At 64.2% G+C, this 17643-nt stretch carries 19 protein-coding genes; 5 read left to right on the top strand and 14 right to left on the bottom strand.

The window, feature by feature from the left end; translation table 11 throughout:
* Positions 1-29: 29 nt before the first annotated feature.
* From HUS66_RS02240 to HUS66_RS02225, 5 genes are all read left to right on the top strand, one after another.
* The gene (locus HUS66_RS02240) at positions 30-815 is read left to right on the top strand and encodes an NAD(P)H-flavin reductase (RefSeq protein WP_175069328.1); all 786 of its coding nucleotides are present in this window, start codon (positions 30-32) and stop codon (positions 813-815) included.
* Positions 812-1525, top strand: a complete 714-nt coding sequence (gene folM / locus HUS66_RS02235) for a dihydromonapterin reductase (RefSeq protein WP_175069327.1) — start codon at positions 812-814, stop codon at positions 1523-1525. Before HUS66_RS02240 ends, folM begins: the two co-directional genes overlap by 4 nt.
* A gap of 41 nt (positions 1526-1566) precedes the next feature.
* Complete coding sequence (locus HUS66_RS17915; protein ID WP_282847861.1) at positions 1567-1692, top strand: hypothetical protein; 126 nt, start codon at positions 1567-1569, stop codon at positions 1690-1692.
* 321 nt (positions 1693-2013) lie between these two features.
* Positions 2014-2175 (top strand): hypothetical protein, encoded by a 162-nt coding sequence (locus HUS66_RS02230; RefSeq protein WP_175069326.1) that lies wholly within the window; start codon positions 2014-2016, stop codon positions 2173-2175.
* Between the two features lie 308 nt (positions 2176-2483).
* Positions 2484-3644 carry a 3-deoxy-7-phosphoheptulonate synthase gene (locus tag HUS66_RS02225; protein ID WP_175069325.1) on the top strand — a complete coding sequence of 387 codons (1161 nt, stop codon included), beginning with the start codon at positions 2484-2486 and terminating at the stop codon, positions 3642-3644.
* A gap of 147 nt (positions 3645-3791) precedes the next feature.
* On the opposite strand, the gene ppk1 is transcribed toward HUS66_RS02225, so the two are convergent.
* From ppk1 to argS, 14 genes are all read right to left on the bottom strand, one after another.
* Positions 3792-5999, bottom strand: coding sequence for a polyphosphate kinase 1 (gene ppk1, locus HUS66_RS02220; RefSeq protein ID WP_175069324.1), 2208 nt, complete (start codon positions 5997-5999; stop codon positions 3792-3794).
* Between the two features lie 43 nt (positions 6000-6042).
* Complete coding sequence (gene hemB, locus HUS66_RS02215; RefSeq protein WP_175069448.1) at positions 6043-7011, bottom strand: porphobilinogen synthase; 969 nt, start codon at positions 7009-7011, stop codon at positions 6043-6045.
* 299 nt (positions 7012-7310) lie between these two features.
* Positions 7311-8111: a twin-arginine translocase subunit TatC gene (tatC, locus tag HUS66_RS02210; RefSeq protein ID WP_175069323.1), complete on the bottom strand. Its 801-nt coding sequence runs from the start codon at positions 8109-8111 to the stop codon at positions 7311-7313.
* Positions 8108-8620: a Sec-independent protein translocase protein TatB gene (gene tatB, locus HUS66_RS02205; RefSeq protein ID WP_175069322.1), complete on the bottom strand. Its 513-nt coding sequence runs from the start codon at positions 8618-8620 to the stop codon at positions 8108-8110. The genes tatC and tatB overlap by 4 nt, the downstream gene beginning before the upstream one ends.
* Before the next feature lie 6 nt (positions 8621-8626).
* Positions 8627-8893 (bottom strand): Sec-independent protein translocase subunit TatA, encoded by a 267-nt coding sequence (gene tatA, locus HUS66_RS02200; protein WP_175069321.1) that lies wholly within the window; start codon positions 8891-8893, stop codon positions 8627-8629.
* Between the two features lie 30 nt (positions 8894-8923).
* Positions 8924-9265: a phosphoribosyl-ATP diphosphatase gene (locus HUS66_RS02195; protein ID WP_175069320.1), complete on the bottom strand. Its 342-nt coding sequence runs from the start codon at positions 9263-9265 to the stop codon at positions 8924-8926.
* A 78-nt stretch (positions 9266-9343) separates the two neighbouring features.
* Positions 9344-10963, bottom strand: coding sequence for a ubiquinone biosynthesis regulatory protein kinase UbiB (ubiB, locus tag HUS66_RS02190; protein ID WP_175069319.1), 1620 nt, complete (start codon positions 10961-10963; stop codon positions 9344-9346).
* The gene (locus tag HUS66_RS02185) at positions 10960-11622 is read right to left on the bottom strand and encodes a ubiquinone biosynthesis accessory factor UbiJ (protein ID WP_175069318.1); all 663 of its coding nucleotides are present in this window, start codon (positions 11620-11622) and stop codon (positions 10960-10962) included. The genes ubiB and HUS66_RS02185 overlap by 4 nt, the downstream gene beginning before the upstream one ends.
* Positions 11622-12368, bottom strand: a complete 747-nt coding sequence (gene ubiE, locus HUS66_RS02180) for a bifunctional demethylmenaquinone methyltransferase/2-methoxy-6-polyprenyl-1,4-benzoquinol methylase UbiE (RefSeq protein ID WP_175069317.1) — start codon at positions 12366-12368, stop codon at positions 11622-11624. Before ubiE ends, HUS66_RS02185 begins: the two co-directional genes overlap by 1 nt.
* 193 nt (positions 12369-12561) lie before the next feature.
* Positions 12562-12945, bottom strand: a complete 384-nt coding sequence (locus tag HUS66_RS02175; RefSeq protein ID WP_175069316.1) for a gamma-butyrobetaine hydroxylase-like domain-containing protein — start codon at positions 12943-12945, stop codon at positions 12562-12564.
* Positions 12946-13139: 194 nt separating this feature from the next.
* Positions 13140-14462 (bottom strand): ATP-dependent protease ATPase subunit HslU, encoded by a 1323-nt coding sequence (hslU, locus tag HUS66_RS02170; RefSeq protein ID WP_175069315.1) that lies wholly within the window; start codon positions 14460-14462, stop codon positions 13140-13142.
* A 3-nt stretch (positions 14463-14465) separates the two neighbouring features.
* Entirely contained in the window at positions 14466-14984 is a 519-nt protein-coding gene (gene hslV, locus HUS66_RS02165; protein ID WP_092522988.1) for an ATP-dependent protease subunit HslV, read from the bottom strand.
* 207 nt (positions 14985-15191) lie between these two features.
* Positions 15192-15878: an SPOR domain-containing protein gene (locus HUS66_RS02160; RefSeq protein ID WP_175069314.1), complete on the bottom strand. Its 687-nt coding sequence runs from the start codon at positions 15876-15878 to the stop codon at positions 15192-15194.
* A 3-nt stretch (positions 15879-15881) separates the two neighbouring features.
* On the bottom strand, positions 15882-17567 hold the full coding sequence (gene argS / locus HUS66_RS02155) for an arginine--tRNA ligase (protein ID WP_175069313.1): 1686 nt from the start codon (positions 17565-17567) through the stop codon (positions 15882-15884).
* Positions 17568-17643 lie beyond the last annotated feature (76 nt).

The raw sequence follows: 17643 nt of genomic DNA, 5'->3' as shown, positions 1-17643 counted from the left end.
GCTCACGCTCCTGACAACGAGAGGCGCTTATGACCGCAAGGACCCTGACCTGCCAAGTGACGGCGGTGGAGGATCTCAATCCCGATGTCTTCCGGGTACGCCTGGAAGGGCGCCCCGAGGCCATGGCGCACGCCCCGGGCCAGTACCTGGAGCTCGAGCTGGACGACGAAACCTGGGTGCCGTTTTCGATCGCCAATGCGCATGCCGGCGACGGCTCCCTCGAGCTGCATATCCAGCACTGGCCTGAGCGCTCCAATTCGGCGCGCCTGCGCGAGCTCATGCAACACGCCGCCCACCTGACCCTGCGCCTGCCCAGCGGCGACTGTGTGCTTGATCCCGACAGCAGCCGTCCTTTACTGCTGGTGGCCGCCGGCACCGGCTTCGCGCAGATGAAGGCGATCGTCGAGGCGGCCCTGCACGCTGACCCCGAGCGCGAGATCGACCTGTGGTGGGCGGCCAAGGAGCGACGCGAGTTCTATCTGGAGAGTCGGGCCCGGGAGTGGGTCGCCCGGCACCCTAATGTGACCTTCCACGCGGTCAGCGAGCAGGGGATGAGCGACGACTTCGCGGCCCCGCGTATCCATGGACATGTCGGCCGTATCGACGCCGCGCTGGGCGAGGCGCTGGACGATGTCGATGTCTCAGGCCACGACGTTTACCTGTCGGGGTCGCCTGGCATGGTTTACGCCTGCGTCGATGTGCTGGCCTCGCTGGGGCTCGAGCCCTCGCGGGTGTTCTCAGATGTCTTCGCCTATGCACCGCGTGATCCTCTGGTGCCCACTGTTGGCAGCCTGGTGAAGGCGGGCGAGACATGAGTGCAGCCCCGATCCTGATCACCGGTGGCGCCCAGCGGCTGGGACGCCACTGTGCCGAGCGACTGATCGATGACGGACACCCGGTGATTATCAGCTATCGTCGCGAGCGCCCTGAACTCGAGGCCCTGCGCGAGAAGGGCATCGTCACTCTGGCGGCGGATTTCTCGAGCGAAGCCGGTATCCTCGATTTCATCGCAAGGCTCAAGGCGACGACGCCTGCGCTGCGGGCGATCGTTCACAACGCCAGCGACTGGGCCCCGGACAGCCGCGGCGATGATGCCGGTGCCAACTTCGAGCGTCTGTTCCGGGTACACATGCAGGCGCCTTATCTGATCAACCTGCAGGCTCAGGCGCTGCTCGAGGCTGGCGACGAGCCGCTCGCCGACATCGTGCACATGACCGACTATGTGGCGGCCAAGGGCTCGAAGAAGCACGCTGCCTATGCGGCGACCAAGGCCGGGCTCGATAACCTGACGCTGTCATTCGCCGCCATGTACGCGCCGCGCATCCAGGTCAATGCGATCGCGCCGGCGATGATCATGCTCAATGAGGGCGACGATGAGGCCTATGCCGAGAAGGCTCGCGCCAAGTCGGCAATGCAGATGATCCCAGGGCCGGGGGTGATCTATGAGAGCCTGCGCTACCTGCTCGATAACCGCTTCGTCACCGGCGTGACACTGCCGGTCGATGGCGGGCGGCACCTGCGCTAGACTCTGACTATCGGCTGACGCCCTATCCTGTGAGGTCACTCATGGCTGAGCAAGATCCTAACTTCAAAGACGACTCGGGGTTGCTGACCCTGTTCCTCGGGGTCGTCGTGCTGGTTGGCATGGCCGGCCTGCCGGCGACCATTGGCTGGGTCCAGTATGTGGGCTGAGGGCTGACTTGGCCGATGACTGACACCAAGTACTGACACCAAGTACTGACACCAAGTGCCAGGCTCTGCTGACTAGACGGATGGGGTGGGCCAGCGCTCAAGGTGGCTCCCCGGGCGTTGGCGCAGGCCTGTATCCACTTGGCCGGGCTTGCCAAGCCCGTCAGGGTGTGTAGGATGAAACTTCGTCATTAGCAACACCGCCATCAGCAACTCAGTATTTAGAAACACAGTCATTAGAAACACAGTCATTAGAAACACAGTCATTAGAAACGCAGCCACCCGACGCCTTGACCAGAACTCACAGCAGACAGCCGACTATCCATGACCCATCTCACGCCTGTACCCAACACTGCCCGCTTCGCCCTCTCAGGCGATGTGCTGTGCATGGCGTGCAAGACCGAGGTAGGCCTTGAGAGCGCCGGTTGGCAAGGGTTCTGGAGCTATTGGTTTAGCGCCGGCGTGCCGGTGGCCAGGTCTCACTGACCCACGCCACGAGGTACGCCCCACTCAGGGTTGCCTCCGATGTCTTGAAACCCCCGGTCGGCAACCCGACTGGGGGTTTTCGTTTCTGCATGCTTTGACCTCATATATCGGGCCTCGGGCCCACAAGGAAGAGACGCGATGTTCGACCGCCACTCAGCTTTTGCCATGACCCTCTCGCCCCGCTACTCGAGCGCGTATGGCTATTGGCGATTTAGCGATGCCCGGTCGGCACAGTTCGCCACCTCCGGCCGGCATGCGCTTGGTGGCCACACGACTCGACGTCAATCGCCTAGCCGGAGCCTTACCCCATGAATGCCAGTCTTTCTGCCCTAGATACCGTTGCCGATCCTGCTGCTGTCGAAACCGCCGCCGGTACCCCCGAAGACAGCCAGCGTGTAGCGTTCTCTCCGCAGGCGGCCGATACGCGCACTGAGGCCGCGCCGGTCCCGGTCCACGAGGACAGTGCGCTGCCAACCCCCGACGAGCTGCGTTGCGAGCTGCCGCTGACGCAGGCCTTGGCCGAGCGTGTCGAGGGGCAGCGCGAGGCCATTCGCGCTATTCTCGATGGCCGCGACGATCGCCTGCTGGTGGTGGTGGGCCCCTGCTCGATCCATGATCCCAAGGCCGCCCGTGACTACGCCGAGCGCCTCGCGGCCTTGGCCCGTCAGGTCGAGGACCGTCTGCTGCTGGTGATGCGGGTCTATGTCGAGAAGCCGCGCACCACCGTGGGCTGGAAGGGGCTCGCCTACGATCCCGGCCTCGAGGGCGACGATGACATGGCCGCTGGCCTGAACCTTTCTCGGTCGCTGATGCGCGAGATCGTGGCATTGGGCCTGCCGGTTGCCACTGAGCTTCTGCAGCCGATGCTCGCCCCCTACCTCGATGACCTGCTGGCCTGGACGGCGATTGGTGCGCGCACCACTGAATCCCAGATTCACCGTGAACTGGCCAGCGGCCTGGGCGCCGTGGTCGGCTTCAAGAACGGCACCAATGGCGGCGTTCAGGTGGCCATCGATGCCATTCGCGCCAGTGCCCACCCGCATCATCATCCGGCCATTGCCGCCGATGGCCGGCCGGTGATGCGCCGCACGCCGGGTAACCCCCACACTCATGTGGTGTTGCGTGGCGGGCATGGCGAGCCCAACTTCCGGGCGCCGGAAGTGGCGGCCTGCCGCCGGGCGCTTCAGGAAGCAGGGCTGGCGCCACGGATCATGGTTGACTGCAGTCATGCCAATTCGCGCAAGGACCATCGTCGTCAGGGCGAAGTGCTGCTCGATGTGCTGGGCCAGCGCCTGGCCGGCGATGCCGGTCTGGTCGGGGTGATGCTCGAGAGCCACCTTCACGAAGGCAAGCAGCCCTTGAAGCCCGGTGCGCTGCGCTACGGTGTTTCGGTGACCGATGCCTGCCTTGGCTGGGAGACCACCGAGCATTTGCTGGTGACCGCTGCCGAGCGGTTGCGAGGTGCCTGATTCAGGGCACAGGCTGACGTAACATGCCGTTGGGGTGCCCAGGTGCAGCGACCGGACACCAAGACGCCGGGCCCAGGCCCGGCGTCTTGGTGTCAATGCAAGGCCTCTGCCTTGCCGTGATGCTGCCTTGCGTCGCTTATCCCTTACTTATGCCTTGGTGGCGTAAGCGTAGAGCAGGGTTTCCTGGACGCTGATCGGAGCGCTGTCGCCGACTTCCTGTTTGATGTAGCTGCCGTCGGATTGCAGCAGCCAACTCTGGCAGTTGTCGACCAGGTAGGTCTCCAGGTCCTTGCGCACTCGGGCAGCGATCTTCTTATCGAGGAAGGGGAAGCAGGTCTCGACACGGTGAAACATGTTGCGGGCCATGAAATCGGCGCTCGAACCCCATACTTCAGGCTTGCCACCATTGTGGAAGTAGAATACTCGGGTGTGTTCGAGGAAGCGTCCGATCACCGAGCGGACCCGGATATTGTCGGAAATCCCCGGGATGCCGGGGCGCAGGCAGCACATGCCGCGGATGATCAGGTCGCACTCGACGCCTGCCTGTGAGGCGCGGTAGAGCGCGCGGATCAGCTGCGGTTCGGTCAGCGAATTGCACTTGATGATCAGGTGGCCGCGCTTGCCTTTCTCGGCATTCTTGGCCTCCCGGTCGATCATCTCCACCATCTTGGGATGTAGGGTGAAGGGCGCGTGCAGTAGCGTTTCGATCTGGCGGGCCTGGCCCATGCCAGAGAGCTGTTGGAAGACCTTGTGGACGTCCTCGCAGAGCGTCGGGTTGGCGGTCAGCAGGCTGTAATCGGTGTACAGCTTGGCGGTCTTGGAATGGTAGTTGCCTGTCCCCAGATGCGCGTAGTAGCGAAGGTCGCCCTTTTCGCGACGCACGATGTGGATCATCTTGGCGTGGGTCTTGTAGGCCATCACGCCGTAGATGACGATGGCGCCGGCCTCCTGCAGCCTTGAGGCCAGGGTAAGGTTGTCGGCCTCATCGAAGCGGGCCCGCAGCTCGATCACCACCGTCACTTCCTTGCCGTTGCGCGCCGCTTCCACCAAGGCGCTGACGATCGGGGAGTCGGCACCGGTGCGATAAAGGGTCTGCTTGATCGCCAGCACCGCCGGGTCTCGGGCGGCTTCGGCGAGCAGGTCCTCGATGGGCTTGAAGGACTGGAAGGGGTGGTGGAGCAGGATGTCCTGGCTACTAATGGCGTCGAACAGGCTGCCACTCTTGTTGAGGGGCTTGGGTACGCCAGGCGTAAAGGGGCGATAGCTGAGCTCGGGACGGTCGATATCACCCAGCACCGCCATCATCCGCGTCAGGTTGACCGGACCGTGGACCCGATACAGGTCGGATTCTTCGAGCTCGAACTGCTTGAGCAGGAAAGCTGCCAGATCATCGGGGCAGTTATCGGCGACTTCCAGGCGCACGCCGCTGCCATAGCGTCGGGCCAGCAGCTCGCCGCGCAGCGCCGTGGCCAGATCGGAGACCTCTTCCGGGTCGACGGCCAGGTCGGCGTTGCGGGTCAGACGGAACTGATAGCAGCCACGTACCTTCATGCCCGGGAAGACCTCCTGAGCATGAGCGTGGATCATCGAGGACAGGAACACATACTCGTTGAAACCTTCCGCACAGAGCGCGTCGGGTAGGGCGATCACCCGCGGCAGCGAGCGCGGTGCCGGCAGGATGGCCAAGCCTCCCTCGCGACCGAAGGCATCCTTGCCCTCCAGCTCGACGATGAAATTGAGGCTCTTGTTGACCAGCCGCGGGAAGGGGTGTGAGGGATCCAGCCCGATCGGGCTGATCACCGGCACGATCTCTTCTTCGAAGTAGTCCTTGACCCAGTTGGCCTGGGCTTCGCTCCAGTCGCCTCGGCGACGGAAACGCAGACCCTTTTCTTCCAGCGCAGGGATCAGCTGTTCGTTGAGTATCTGGTACTGACGCTCGACCTGGGCATGGGCGACCTGAGAAATTTCATCGAGGACCGAGCGGGGCAGGCGGCCGTCAGCACCCGTATCGTCGTTGCCCAGCATCAGCTGATGCTTGAGTCCCGCGACGCGAATCTCGAAGAACTCGTCCATGTTGGATGAGAAGATCAGCAGGAACATCACCCGGTTCAGCAACGGGTGCGACGGATCGAGAGCCTGCTCGAGAACGCGGATGTTGAACTGCAGGTGCGACAGCTCGCGATTGAAGTACAGACGCGGATCGCTGAGATCGGCCTCGGGGTCTGGCACCACCTTGGCCTGAATGCCGGTGCGAGTCCGGTTGACCCGCAACGGTGGCGCTTCGGCGGGGCCGTTCTCGTCGAAGGGCGCCTCGGGCAGCGCACTGCCGGTATCGGGGGTGCGAGAGTCTTCCATTTTGCCTCCGGGAAGCCAAGGAAGGGCACTCACGCCCTCCCTGTTATTTTGCTAGCAGTCGCGCCGCGCGTTTGGCGAAGTAGGTCAGAACAGCGTCGGCACCTGCGCGCTTGAAACACATCAGCGACTCTAGAATGACTTTATCATCCTCGAGCCAACCACGTTCGAAGGCCGCCATGTGCATGGCATACTCACCGCTGACCTGGTAGGCATAGGTCGGGACACGCAGCTCGTCCTTGACCCGCCGCACCACGTCCAGATAGGGCATGCCGGGTTTGATCATGACCATATCGGCGCCTTCGGCAAGATCCATCGCCACTTCCTGGAGGGCCTCATCGCCGTTGGCCGGGTCCATCTGGTAGGTGCTCTTGTCCGCCTTGCCAAGGTTGCCTGCCGAGCCCACCGCATCGCGGAAGGGACCGTAGTAGCGCGAGGCATACTTGGCGCTGTAGGCCATGATACGAGTGTTATGTAGCCGTTCCTGCTCAAGGAGTCGACGAATCTCGCCGATGCGCCCATCCATCATGTCCGAGGGCGCTACCACGTCGGCGCCGGCCTCGGCATGTGATAAAGCCTGCTTGATCAGGACCTCGACGGTACGGTCATTTTGAACGTAGCCCGCCTCGTCCAGGATGCCGTCCTGGCCGTGGCTGGTATAAGGGTCGAGCGCCACATCGGTAATGATGCCAAGCGCCGGGCAGGCCGCCTTGAGCTCGCGCACACAGCGTTGCACCAGGCCGCTGGCGTTATAGGCCTCTTCGGCGAGCTCATTCTTGAGCTCGGGGTCGATTACCGGGAACAGCGCCAGCGCCGGAATTCCCAGCGCCTGTGCTTCGCGGGCTTCTTCGATCAATAGATCGATCGACAGACGTTCGACCCCGGGCATCGAGGGAACGGCTTCACGTCGGTTGCTGCCCTCGAGCACGAAGACCGGCCAGATCAGATCGGCAGCCGTCAGGGTGTTCTCGGCCATCAGGCGACGCGAGAAGTCGTCTTTGCGCATGCGACGCATGCGGGTACCGGGATACTGGCGAGGAATGGTGAAACTCAATCTCTATCTCCAATCAGGGCTCGCCATCGATGCCTGGTTGCCTTGATACAGATAGTGGCAGGCGATGATGACGACAAGATGACAAGCGGTTACAGCCCGGGCGAGTGCCGGTACAGTCCTGCGAGTATATGCAGTGTGCACGGGTGCCGGAAGCGTTGACTTGTCGCACCCCGCTGGGGCGGCAGCGAGGTACTTGGTGGCTAGCCTGCACTCATGAAGAACCCCGCCTCAGCGGGGTTCTTCAGAGCGGTGCGGGGGTTTCAGGCGTTGCCGTCGTCCGTGGGTCCGGGCTGGCGCTTGACCAGGCGTCCAAACAGAATGCCTACCTCGTAGAGCAGGTACATCGGCACGGCCAGCAGGCTCTGGGAGATCACGTCCGGCGGTGTCATCAGCATGCCCACCACGAAGCAGCCCAGCACGACATAGGGCCGCTTCTTCGACAGGCTCTCCACCGTGGTGGCGCCGGAGAAGATCAGCAGGAAGGTGGCGATCGGAATCTCGAAGGCGACGCCGAAGGCAAAGAACAGCTTGAGCACGAAGTTGAGGTACTGGTTGATGTCCGTCATCACCGTGACCCCGGCCGGCCCGGTCTGGGTGAAGAACTCGAACAGCAGGGGAAAGACCACATAGTAGGCGAAGGCCGCTCCGCCGTAGAAAAGCGCAACGCTGGAGGCCAGTAGCGGCACGGCGAGGCGCTTCTCATTGTCGTAGAGGCCGGGTGCGATGAAGGCCCAGGCCTGATGCAGCACGAAGGGCACGGCAATGAACACCGAGACGACCAGCGTCAGCTTGAAGGGCGCCAGAAAGGGCGAGGCGACCTCGGTGGCGATCATCTGCGAGCCTTCCGGCAGCAGCGCCATCAGCGGCTTGGCGACGAAGGTGTAGATATCGTTGGAAAAGGCGTACAGGGCCAGGAAAATCACCAGGATCGCCAGCACTGCGTGCATCAAGCGCGAACGCAGCTCGATCAGGTGCTCGATCAGGGGCGCCTGATCAGCTTCCTGGCCGCTCTTCTGGCTGTCATGAGGCTGACGGTCCTGCGGGTCGGGGGTGGCGCTCATCGGGGGCTTTGGTCCTTGTCACTGTCCGCGGGGGTCTCGCGGGGAGCCTCTGAGGTCGCTTTGGCCTCGCCATGGCGTTGAGCCCGGTCGTTGGTCTGCTGGCCGCTGGCCCTGCCCGGTTTGGCCCTGCCCGGTTTAGCACTGAACTGGGCACTGTCCTGGGAATTGTCTTGGGGAGTGTCCTGGGGATTGTCTTGGGAATAGGCAGGGGCGTCGTCCGGGCTGGTACGGCCAGCGTCGACACCGTCAGGCTCGGCGTAACGCTCTACGTCCTGCTTGGCCTTGTTGAGGCTGGCGTCGAGCTTTTTCTGTTGGTCGTTGAGCTTCTGGCGCAGCTCCTCGGCCTCTAGCTGAGCGGAGATGTCTCGCTGCATGCCGGAGACCGTGCGCTTGATCTTGCCGATCCACAGCCCCGTGGTGCGCGCTGCCCTGGGCAAACGCTCGGGACCGAGGACCAGCAGACCGACCACACCGATGATCAGCAGTTCGAGGAAACCGATATCGAACATGGGCGGTTACTTGCGCTCGTCCGGTTCCTGCGCCTTGGTCTCGGCTTCGACGTCATAAGTCTTGCCGGTCTCGTCATGGGCGACACGTTGTTGCGCGTCTTCCTGTTCTTTTTTCTCGTCTTCGCCCTTTTCGCCGTCATTCATGGCTTTCTTGAACCCCTTCACGGCGCCACCAAGATCCCCGCCGACGTTGCGCAGTTTCTTGGTGCCGAAGACCAGAATGATGATGCCCAGCACGATCAAGAGTTGCCAGATACTGATGCCACCTAACATGAAGTCTCTCCCTTCAATGGGCCCTGGGGCCTAAGCGTCCGTGGGGCGGGCGGCCTTCTCGTCCAGCCCTGATATTCCGAAGCGACGTGCCAGTTCATCGAGCACGTCCTGATGGTCGATTCCAAGATGCGACAGCATCACTAGGCTATGAAACCACAGGTCGGCCGTTTCAGCGACTACTGCCTCACGGTTCTTCTCTGAGCCATTAGCCGCATCCTTGGCTGCCAGCAGGGTCTCGGTGGCTTCCTCGCCCACTTTCTCGAGTATCTTGTTGAGCCCCTTGTGGTGCAGCGAGGCCACATAGCTGCTGTCGGGGTCTGCCTGACGGCGCTGGTCGAGCACCTCGGCGAGCTGGTTGAGAATATCGCTCATCGATGACATTCCTGGGTCAGTGGATCGAAAAATCTTATTATTCAGTGGCCTGTGATGCGCTTTTGGCCTGGTCGACGTTTATTGCCAGGCAAGCAGCAAAATGCCAAGGCCCGCTGCCAGCAGCACCGGCCAGGGCTGCTCGCCGGCCCAGTCGAACAGCGGCTGCCAGGCCACCGCCAGGCCCAGCAGCAAGGCGCCCAGGCGCAGGCGCCGGGCGCCGCGGGCAGAGGCGGCAAGGTGGCGGCGCAGACTTGAGAGCGACTCGCTCTGGCGGTGGCGCTGCTTGTGTTCGGCCTCGACCCGGGAAAGCGCCTGATGGGCGAGCACCGGCAGCTCGGGCAGTTGGCGCGACAGCTCTGGCGCCTGGCGTTGCAGCGACTCCCAGAGTCCGCGGGGGCCGGCACGTTCTTTCATCCAGCGCTCTAGATACGGCTTGGCGGTATGCCACAGATCCAGGTCCGGATAGAGCTGGCGCCCAAGGCCCTCGATGTTGAGCAGGGTCTTCTGCAGCAGCACCAACTGAGGCTGGACCTCCATGTTGAAGCGCCGCGCGGTCTGGAAAAGCCCCAGCAGCACCTGGCCGAAGGAGATGTCCTTGAGCGGCTTTTCGAGAATCGGCTCGCATACCGAGCGGATCGCCGAGGCGAACTCGTTGGCGCGGGTGCCTTCGCCGACCCAGCCGGATTCGATATGCAGCGCGGCCACCTCATAGTAATCCTGATGGAAGAAGGCCAGCAGGTTGCGGGCCAGGTAGTCCTGGTCTTCGCGGGTCAGACTGCCGACGATGCCGCAGTCGATGGCGATGTACTGAGGATCGTGAGGCTTGCCGTGGGCGACGAAGATGTTGCCCGGATGCATGTCGGCATGGAAGAAGTTGTCGCGAAACACCTGGGTGAAGAAGATCTCTACCCCACGTTCGGCGAGCTTCTTGAGATCGGTGCCCTGGGCCTCGAGAGCGGCCATGTCGGCCACCGGGATGCCATGAATGCGCTCCTGGACCATCACACGGCGCCGGGTCAGCGGCCAGTGGATCGCCGGAACGTAGAGCAGCGGCGAGTCCTTGAAATTGCGCTTGAGCTGGGAGGTGTTGGCGGCTTCTCGGTGCAGATTCAGCTCGTCGAAGAGCGTCGCTTCGTAGTCGGCCACCACCTCCCTAGGGCGCAGGCGCCGGGCCTCGGGAACCTTCGCCAGCAGGCGCGCTACGCCGTAGAGCAGTGCCATGTCTTGGCGCATGACGCGATCGATGCCGGGGCGGATGATCTTGACCACCACTTCCTGGCCGTCGGGCAGTCGGGCGGCATGTACCTGAGCGATCGAGGCCGAGGCTAGCGGTGTCTTATCGAAGCTTGCGAAGGCCTCGTCGAGCCGGCACTCGAGTTCTTCCTCGACCAGCGCTGCCGCCTGTTCGCCGGGAAACGGCGGCACTTGATCCTGCAGGCGTTTGAGCTCGTCGGCGATATCCGGCGGCAGCAGGTCGCGGCGGGTCGAGAGCATCTGGCCGAACTTGACGAATATCGGGCCCAGTGCCTCGAGAGCCAGGCGCAGCCGCTCGGCACGCTCGCCGCGCACTGGCACCAGCCGCAGCGGAGAAAGCGCGAGCAGCGCCCGCAGCGGCCAGGGCAGCCGCTCCCGTGGGATCAGAGTGTCGAGGCGATATCGGGTGATGACCCAGCCAATCCTTGCCAGGCGCAGGCTCATGGGCAGGGCTCCTCGGCCAGTCCGTCACGCCTGTCGTCAGGCAAGCGGCGCCCCTCCAGGCGTCGCCTCAGGCGCTCGAGTCGGGCTTCGAGGCGGTCGCTTGCAATGTCGAGCTCGGTGAGCTGGTCGCGCATCACCTCGAGCTGGTGGCGGCCTGGCAGTAGCTTAGCCTCTTCGAAGACATATTCTCCGATGTCGGCAGTCAGTTCCTGCCGGGTGCGCAGCCCCCAGCGGGCCAGACGGCGCATGCCTTCGGCCAGGCTGTGGGCCGGTCTATCGCCGAGCCACTGAGCGAGCTCGCCCTCCCAGTCGAAATCTAGGTCAAGCAGCAGGTCACGGGCCTGCTCTAGCACCTGAGCGCGTCCGCGTACCGCCAAGCGGCCTCGGAACATCAGGCGCTCGGCGGACTCGCCGCCGATCAGCTCACCCAGCGCCTCGCTGTCGGCCTCGACGATCACATCGGCGTCTTCATCGGTGAGGCCCTCGCCCCGGGAGAGCGACAGGCCATGTGTGTCGAAGCTGACCAGCAGCGCGTAGCTCGGGCGCTCCAGGCGCACCAGCAGGCGCGCGCCGTCTAGCGAGGCCAGGCGCGTGGCTGCTGCGGGGTCCCGGGCAAGCAGGGCGTTCAGGGTGCGTTCGAAACCGGCGAGGACCATCATCAGAGCTTGACGCCTCGGTGCAGGGCGACGATGCCGCCGGTCAGGTTGGTGTACTCGACCCGCTCGAGCCCGGCTGTTTCCATCATGCCCTTGAGGGTCTCCTGATCCGGGTGCATGCGAATCGACTCGGCCAGGTAGCGGTAGCTGTCGGCGTCGCCGGCCACCCACTGGCCCATCTTCGGCAGCAGATGGAAGGAGTAGTCGTCGTAGGCCTTCGACAGCAGTGGGTTGTCGGGCTTGGAGAACTCCAGCACCAAAAGGCGGCCACCGGGCTTGAGGACCCTGGCCATCGAGCGCAGGGCGGCATCCTTGTCGGTGACGTTGCGCAGGCCGAAGGCGATGGTGATGCAGTCGAAGCTGTTATCCGGGAAGGGCAGGCACTCGGCGTTGGCCTGAACGTACTCGACGTTGCCGCCGACGCCGTGGTCGAGCAGCTTGTCGCGGCCGACGCGTAGCATGGAGGCATTGATGTCGGCGAGGATCACCTGGCCGCGGGGGCCCACCTGACGCGAGAATTTCAGCGTCAGATCACCGGTGCCGCCGGCGATGTCGAGCACCCGGTGGCCGGGCCGCACGCCGGCGCGCTCCAGAGTCAGGCGCTTCCAGACCCGATGGATGCCGAAGGACATCAGATCATTCATCACGTCATAACGCGCCGCCACCGAGTGGAAGACGTCGGCAACTCGCGAGGCTTTTTCGTCGACCGGGACTTCCTGATAGCCGAAGTGAGTGGTGCGCTTGTCCATGGGCATCCCTATCAGTCAGTACATCCGTCCGTGCCAGTGGTGCGGCACGCACAGTAATAAGAGAGCCGGCAAGAGGCCGGCGGTGGCGCCATTGTAGCGTCCCCGCGATGGCCTTGTCTTTGCCGTCACGGACTCGAACCGTGCTCGATGACCCACTGAGTTTGTCGACCGGTTCCGCGAGGCGGCGGTCGTCTCACAGCTCCTTGAACTGGATGCCCTTTGGCTCGCGGGACTCGCCGGCCGCCTCGAGTCGCTTGAGATAGTCCGCCCAGTTGGTCTCGGCGTTGGTAGCGAGCGCATACAGATAGTCCCAACTGAAGAGGCCGCTGTCGTGGCCGTCATCGAAGGAGAGCTTCAGGGCATAGCGCCCGGCCTGGGTAATGTTGGCAAGGCCGACGTCCTTCTTGCCGACCTGCAGCACGGCGGTGTCGGGGCCGTGGCCGCGCACCTCGGCGGAGGGCGAGAAGACGCGCAGATACTCGATCGACAGTCGGTAGGTGTCGCCGTTCGGGTAGCCAAGTTCCAGCTCGCGGGCGGACTTGTGGTAGTGAACGCGTGAGGGAATAGGGACAGACATAAGCACCTCCGGTGAGCTTGAAGCCGGAAGCTTGAAGCTGGAATAGGCCTAGTGCCGCCGCAAGCGGTGGTCGTGAATCGCTTGCGGCGGCGTGGCCAACCCTTCCAGCCACAGGCCGATGTTTCTTCAAGCTAACAGCTTATAGCTTCCAGCTCTCGCATCGAAGCCAGTGAACTTGCTGATTGGCGCAGGCCTCACAGAATGTAACGGGACAGATCCTCGTCCATGGCCAGCTCGCCGAGCTGGGAGTCGACGTAGGCGGCGTCGATGGTCAGCGGGCTTTCCATGTCGCCGCCCCTGAAAGAGGCGTCCTCGAGCAAGCGCTCCATGACGGTGTGCAGGCGACGGGCGCCGATATTCTCGGTGCCTTCGTTGACCCGCCAGGCGATCTCGGCGATACGCGCGATGCCGTCGTCGGTGAAGGCGATCTCGAGGCCGTCGGTGGCCATCAGCGCCTGATACTGCTTGGTCAGCGCGGCGGACGGTTCGGTGAGGATGCGCTGGAAATCATCCGGCGACAGGGCGTTGAGCTCGACCCGGATCGGCAGACGCCCCTGCAGCTCTGGAATCAAGTCCGAGGGCTTGGCCAGATGGAAAGCGCCGGAGGCGATGAACAGGATATGGTCGGTCTTGACCATGCCGTGCTTGGTGGAGACCGTCGAGCCCTCGATCAGCGGCAGCAGGTCGCGCTGCACGCCCTCACGGGAGACTTCGCCGCCGCTACCCTGCTGGCCCTTGGCGACCTTGTCGATCTCGTCGAGGAAGACGATGCCGTGCTGCTCCACCGCTTCGATGGCGCGATGCTTGATGTCGTCCTCGTTGACCAGCTTGGCGGCTTCCTCGTCGCGCAGCAGCTTCCAGGCATCCTTGACCGCGACGCGCTGGGTCTCGGTCTTCTGCTTGTTCATGTTGGAGAACATGCTCTGCAGTTGGCTTGCCATCTCCTCCATGCCCGGCGGGGTGTTGAAATCCATGCCGCCGCTCTGCGGGGTGATCTCGATGTCGATTTCCTTGTCATCGAGCTGACCTTCACGCAGCTTCTTGCGGAAGACCTGGCGGGTCGAGGTGTCGTCCCGGGCACTGTCGTACTCGCTACCTCGAGGACGCGGCAGCAGGGCGTCGAGGATGCGCTCTTCGGCGGCATCGTCGGCCTTGTGACCGACCTCTTCCTTGGCCTGTTCGCGGACCATCTTGATCGCCGCCTCGGTCAGGTCGCGGATGATCGACTCGACGTCGCGACCCACATAGCCCACTTCGGTGAACTTGGTCGCCTCGACCTTGAGGAAGGGTGCCCGGGCCAGCTTGGCCAGGCGGCGAGCGATCTCGGTCTTGCCCACGCCGGTCGGGCCGATCATCAGGATGTTCTTGGGCGTGACTTCCTGGCGCAGCTCTTCATCGAGCTGCATGCGGCGCCAGCGGTTGCGCAGCGCCACGGCCACGGCACGCTTGGCGTCCTGCTGGCCGATGATGAACTGATCGAGGGCGTGAACGATCTCGCGGGGGGTCATCTGGGTCATGGCTCAGAGCTCTTCCAGCGTGATGTGGTGGTTGGTGAAGACGCAGATGTCGCCGGCGATCTCCAGGGATTTCTCGGTAATGTCGCGGGCCGACAGCTCGGTGTTCTCGAGCAGGGCGCGGGCCGAGGACAGCGCGTAATTGCCGCCCGAGCCGATGGCAATGATGCCGCGCTCGGGTTCCACGACATCGCCGTTGCCGGTGATGATCAGCGAGGCGTTCTTGTCGGCCACCGCCAGCAGCGCCTCGAGGCGGCGCAGGGCGCGGTCGGTGCGCCATTCCTTGGCAAGCTCGACGGCGGCCTTGGTGAGGTGGCCCTGGTATTTCTCGAGCTGGGCTTCAAAGCGCTCGAACAGGGTGAAGGCGTCGGCGGTACCGCCGGCGAACCCCGCCAGCACCTGGCCGCGGTAGAGGCGACGCACCTTGCTGGCGTTGCCTTTCATGACGGTGTTGCCCAGTGAGACCTGGCCATCGCCGGCCAGGGCGACATGATCGCCGCGGCGCACGGATACGATTGTGGTCATGGAGAAGGACTCCGTAGTGGGAGCGATGACACTCCCGGTGACTTGGGCGTCCGGGATGCGGTGAGCGGTCGGACGGACGCCATGAAAGCTGTCGTTGGTAACGTGAAGGAAAGGTGTGGGCGGGGAGGGGGGAATTCAACCTTGGTCAGGCGGCGGCAGGTGGATGTCTGCCGCCGCGACCACGATCGTCATGGCGGGGGGATCGCTTCAGTTCTGCAGGCGGATGGTCAGCGGCTCGATGCCTTGGGTGATCATCAGATCCTGGGCGCGATTGAGCTCGCGAGCATCGCCGTAGGGGCCGACCTGGACCCGGTGCCAGGTGGCGCCATCGCCGGTTTGCACCTTGCTGATGCTGGCGATCAGCCCGAAGTCGCTGAGCTTTCCCGCCAGGCGCTGGGCATCCGAGGCGTCGCGGAAGGATGCGGCCTGCAGCACGTAGCGCTCGTTGTCGGCGATCTCGGTGGGCCGGCGGTTCTCGGCACTTTGCGCCTGCTGGCGCGAGATCTGCTCGGCGATGGGATCCTTGGCCACTGCCGAGGCGTTGTCCCGGGACTCGCCGCCCGGGGCGATGACCTCGGATTCCGGCAGCAGAGTATAGAATTCGAAGGTCGGCATGCTCGGCTCGCTGGCTCCGGTCGCCTGGCCCCCCGTGTCACCCTTCGACGCATCGGCTGACGGTGTGGCCTGTTCGGCCGCGGGACGGCTGAACACCTTGGCCAGTGGTGCCGGCGCCGAGTCCTGCAGGTACTGGGAGAGGAAGAAACCGGCCACCAGGCCTCCGAGCCCCCACAGCCAGCCGGGCACGCTAGGAGCCTGGCGCTTGGCCTGTGTGGCGCGCTTGCGGGTCGTCGCCCCCTTGCGGCTAGCGGGTTTGGCGGCTTGGCGTGCGGCCATGGCTTACATCTCCTCGGGGGCACTGACGCCCAGCAGGTCGAGGCCGTTGCGGATCACCTGGCGGGTCGCGATGCCCAGCGCCAGGCGCGCGTTGCGCTGGGCATCGTCGTCGACCATCACCTTCACGGCGTTGTAGCAGGTGTGGAAGTCGGCGGCCAGGTCCTGCAGGTATTGGGCAACCTGCTGTGGCTCGCGATTGCCGGCGGCAATGCGCACCACCTCCGGGTAGCGGGCCAGACGGTTCATCAGCGCCTTTTCCTGGTCGGAGTCGAGCAGGGCCAGATTGTCGAGTGCCAGGTCGTGCTGGAAGTCGCGGTCTTCGGCGGCGGCCTTGCGCAGCACGCTGCATACCCGGGCGTGGGCATACTGGATGTAATAGACCGGGTTGTCGTTGGACTGCGAGCGGGCCAGGTCGATATCGAAGGTCAACTGGGAGTCGGCGCGCCGCGCGGCCAGGAAGTAGCGGGTGGCGTCGCGGCCGACTTCGTCGATCAGATCGCGCAGGGTGACATAGCTGCCGGCACGCTTGGAGAGCTTGACCTCGACGCCCGAGCGGGTCACCAGCACCATCTGGTGCAGCACATAGTCCGGCCAGCCTTGGGGAATGCCCGTTTCCAGGGCCTGCAAGCCGGCGCGTACCCGGGTCACTGTGGAGTGGTGGTCGGCGCCCTGCTCGTTGATCACCTGGGTGAAGCCACGCTGCCACTTGTCGAGGTGGTAGGCGACGTCAGGCAGGAAGTAGGTGTAGCCGCCGTCCTGCTTGCGCATCACCCGGTCCTTGTCGTCACCGAAGTCGGTGGTGCGCAACCAAAGGGCGCCGTCCTGCTCGTAGGTATGACCGCCCTCGATCAGCGTCTTGACGGTGGATTCGACCTTGGCCTCTTCGTAGAGCGAGGACTCCAGGAAGTAGACGTCGAAGGCAACGCCGAAGGCCTTGAGGTCCAGGTCCTGTTCGCGGCGCAGGTAGGCCACCGCGAAGTCGCGGATGGCGTCCAGGTCGTTGGGGTCGGCGGCACCGGTGACGTGGCGGTCATCGGCGTGCACGGTGTCGCCGGCCAGGTAGCTCTCGGCGACATCGCGGATATAGTCGCCGCGGTAGCCGTCCGCCGGCCAGCTCGGGTCGTCCGGGTTCAGCCCTTTGGCACGGGATTGCACGGAGCGCGCCAGGTTGCTGATCTGGGCGCCGGCGTCGTTGTAGTAGAACTCGCGGGTCACGTCGTAGCCGGTCGCCTCGAGCAGACGGCACAGGCTGTCGCCGATCGCCGCGCCACGGCCATGGCCGACATGGAGCGGGCCGGTCGGGTTGGCGGAGACGAATTCTACCTGCACCTTCTCGCCCTTGCCGTCGAGGCAGCGGCCATAGGCATCGCCGCTGTCGAGGATGGTCGACACCACCTGGGCGAGGGCATCGGTGGCGGCGAAGAAGTTGATGAAGCCTGGGCCGGCGATCTCGGTCTTACTGATGGCGGGAGAGGCCGGCAGGGCCGCGACCAGCGCCTCGGCCAGCTCGCGGGGCTTCTTGCCCGCCGGCTTGGCCAGCATCAGTGCCAGGTTGGTGGCGAAGTCGCCGTGAGCCTTGTCCTTGGTGGGGTCGACCTTGATGGTCGGGGCAATGTCCTGGGGCAGTTCGCCCTGCTGCTGCAGGGCGCTCAGGGCCTCTTCGAGCAGTGCAATAATGGTGTCTTTCATGAAAAACCTGATGTCCTTTTGCCTGGCCCGGCAGGCGTGAATGACGGCGAGGAGCGTGCCGCCGGCCGGCGAGTTC

The organism is Onishia taeanensis, from assembly GCF_013349955.1.
Classification (GTDB): Bacteria; Pseudomonadota; Gammaproteobacteria; order Pseudomonadales; family Halomonadaceae; genus Onishia; species Onishia taeanensis_B.
Note: the sequence above shows the minus strand (reverse complement) of the source record. Positions and strands in the feature narration are given on the sequence as shown.

Bases quoted from the DNA above. Each gene is read 5' to 3' on its own strand.
- HUS66_RS02240 (WP_175069328.1), top strand. From the start codon at position 30: ATGACCGCAAGGACCCTGACCTGCCAAGTGACGGCGGTGGAGGATCTC.
- folM (WP_175069327.1), top strand. From the start codon at position 812: ATGAGTGCAGCCCCGATCCTGATCACCGGTGGCGCCCAGCGGCTGGGA.
- HUS66_RS17915 (WP_282847861.1), top strand. From the start codon at position 1,567: ATGGCTGAGCAAGATCCTAACTTCAAAGACGACTCGGGGTTGCTGACC.
- HUS66_RS02230 (WP_175069326.1), top strand. From the start codon at position 2,014: ATGACCCATCTCACGCCTGTACCCAACACTGCCCGCTTCGCCCTCTCA.
- HUS66_RS02225 (WP_175069325.1), top strand. From the start codon at position 2,484: ATGAATGCCAGTCTTTCTGCCCTAGATACCGTTGCCGATCCTGCTGCT.
- ppk1 (WP_175069324.1), bottom strand. From the start codon at position 5,999: ATGGAAGACTCTCGCACCCCCGATACCGGCAGTGCGCTGCCCGAGGCG.
- hemB (WP_175069448.1), bottom strand. From the start codon at position 7,011: ATGCGTCGCATGCGCAAAGACGACTTCTCGCGTCGCCTGATGGCCGAG.
- tatC (WP_175069323.1), bottom strand. From the start codon at position 8,111: ATGAGCGCCACCCCCGACCCGCAGGACCGTCAGCCTCATGACAGCCAG.
- tatB (WP_175069322.1), bottom strand. From the start codon at position 8,620: ATGTTCGATATCGGTTTCCTCGAACTGCTGATCATCGGTGTGGTCGGT.
- tatA (WP_175069321.1), bottom strand. From the start codon at position 8,893: ATGTTAGGTGGCATCAGTATCTGGCAACTCTTGATCGTGCTGGGCATC.
- HUS66_RS02195 (WP_175069320.1), bottom strand. From the start codon at position 9,265: ATGAGCGATATTCTCAACCAGCTCGCCGAGGTGCTCGACCAGCGCCGT.
- ubiB (WP_175069319.1), bottom strand. From the start codon at position 10,963: ATGAGCCTGCGCCTGGCAAGGATTGGCTGGGTCATCACCCGATATCGC.
- HUS66_RS02185 (WP_175069318.1), bottom strand. From the start codon at position 11,622: ATGATGGTCCTCGCCGGTTTCGAACGCACCCTGAACGCCCTGCTTGCC.
- ubiE (WP_175069317.1), bottom strand. From the start codon at position 12,368: ATGGACAAGCGCACCACTCACTTCGGCTATCAGGAAGTCCCGGTCGAC.
- HUS66_RS02175 (WP_175069316.1), bottom strand. From the start codon at position 12,945: ATGTCTGTCCCTATTCCCTCACGCGTTCACTACCACAAGTCCGCCCGC.
- hslU (WP_175069315.1), bottom strand. From the start codon at position 14,462: ATGACCCAGATGACCCCCCGCGAGATCGTTCACGCCCTCGATCAGTTC.
- hslV (WP_092522988.1), bottom strand. From the start codon at position 14,984: ATGACCACAATCGTATCCGTGCGCCGCGGCGATCATGTCGCCCTGGCC.
- HUS66_RS02160 (WP_175069314.1), bottom strand. From the start codon at position 15,878: ATGGCCGCACGCCAAGCCGCCAAACCCGCTAGCCGCAAGGGGGCGACG.
- argS (WP_175069313.1), bottom strand. From the start codon at position 17,567: ATGAAAGACACCATTATTGCACTGCTCGAAGAGGCCCTGAGCGCCCTG.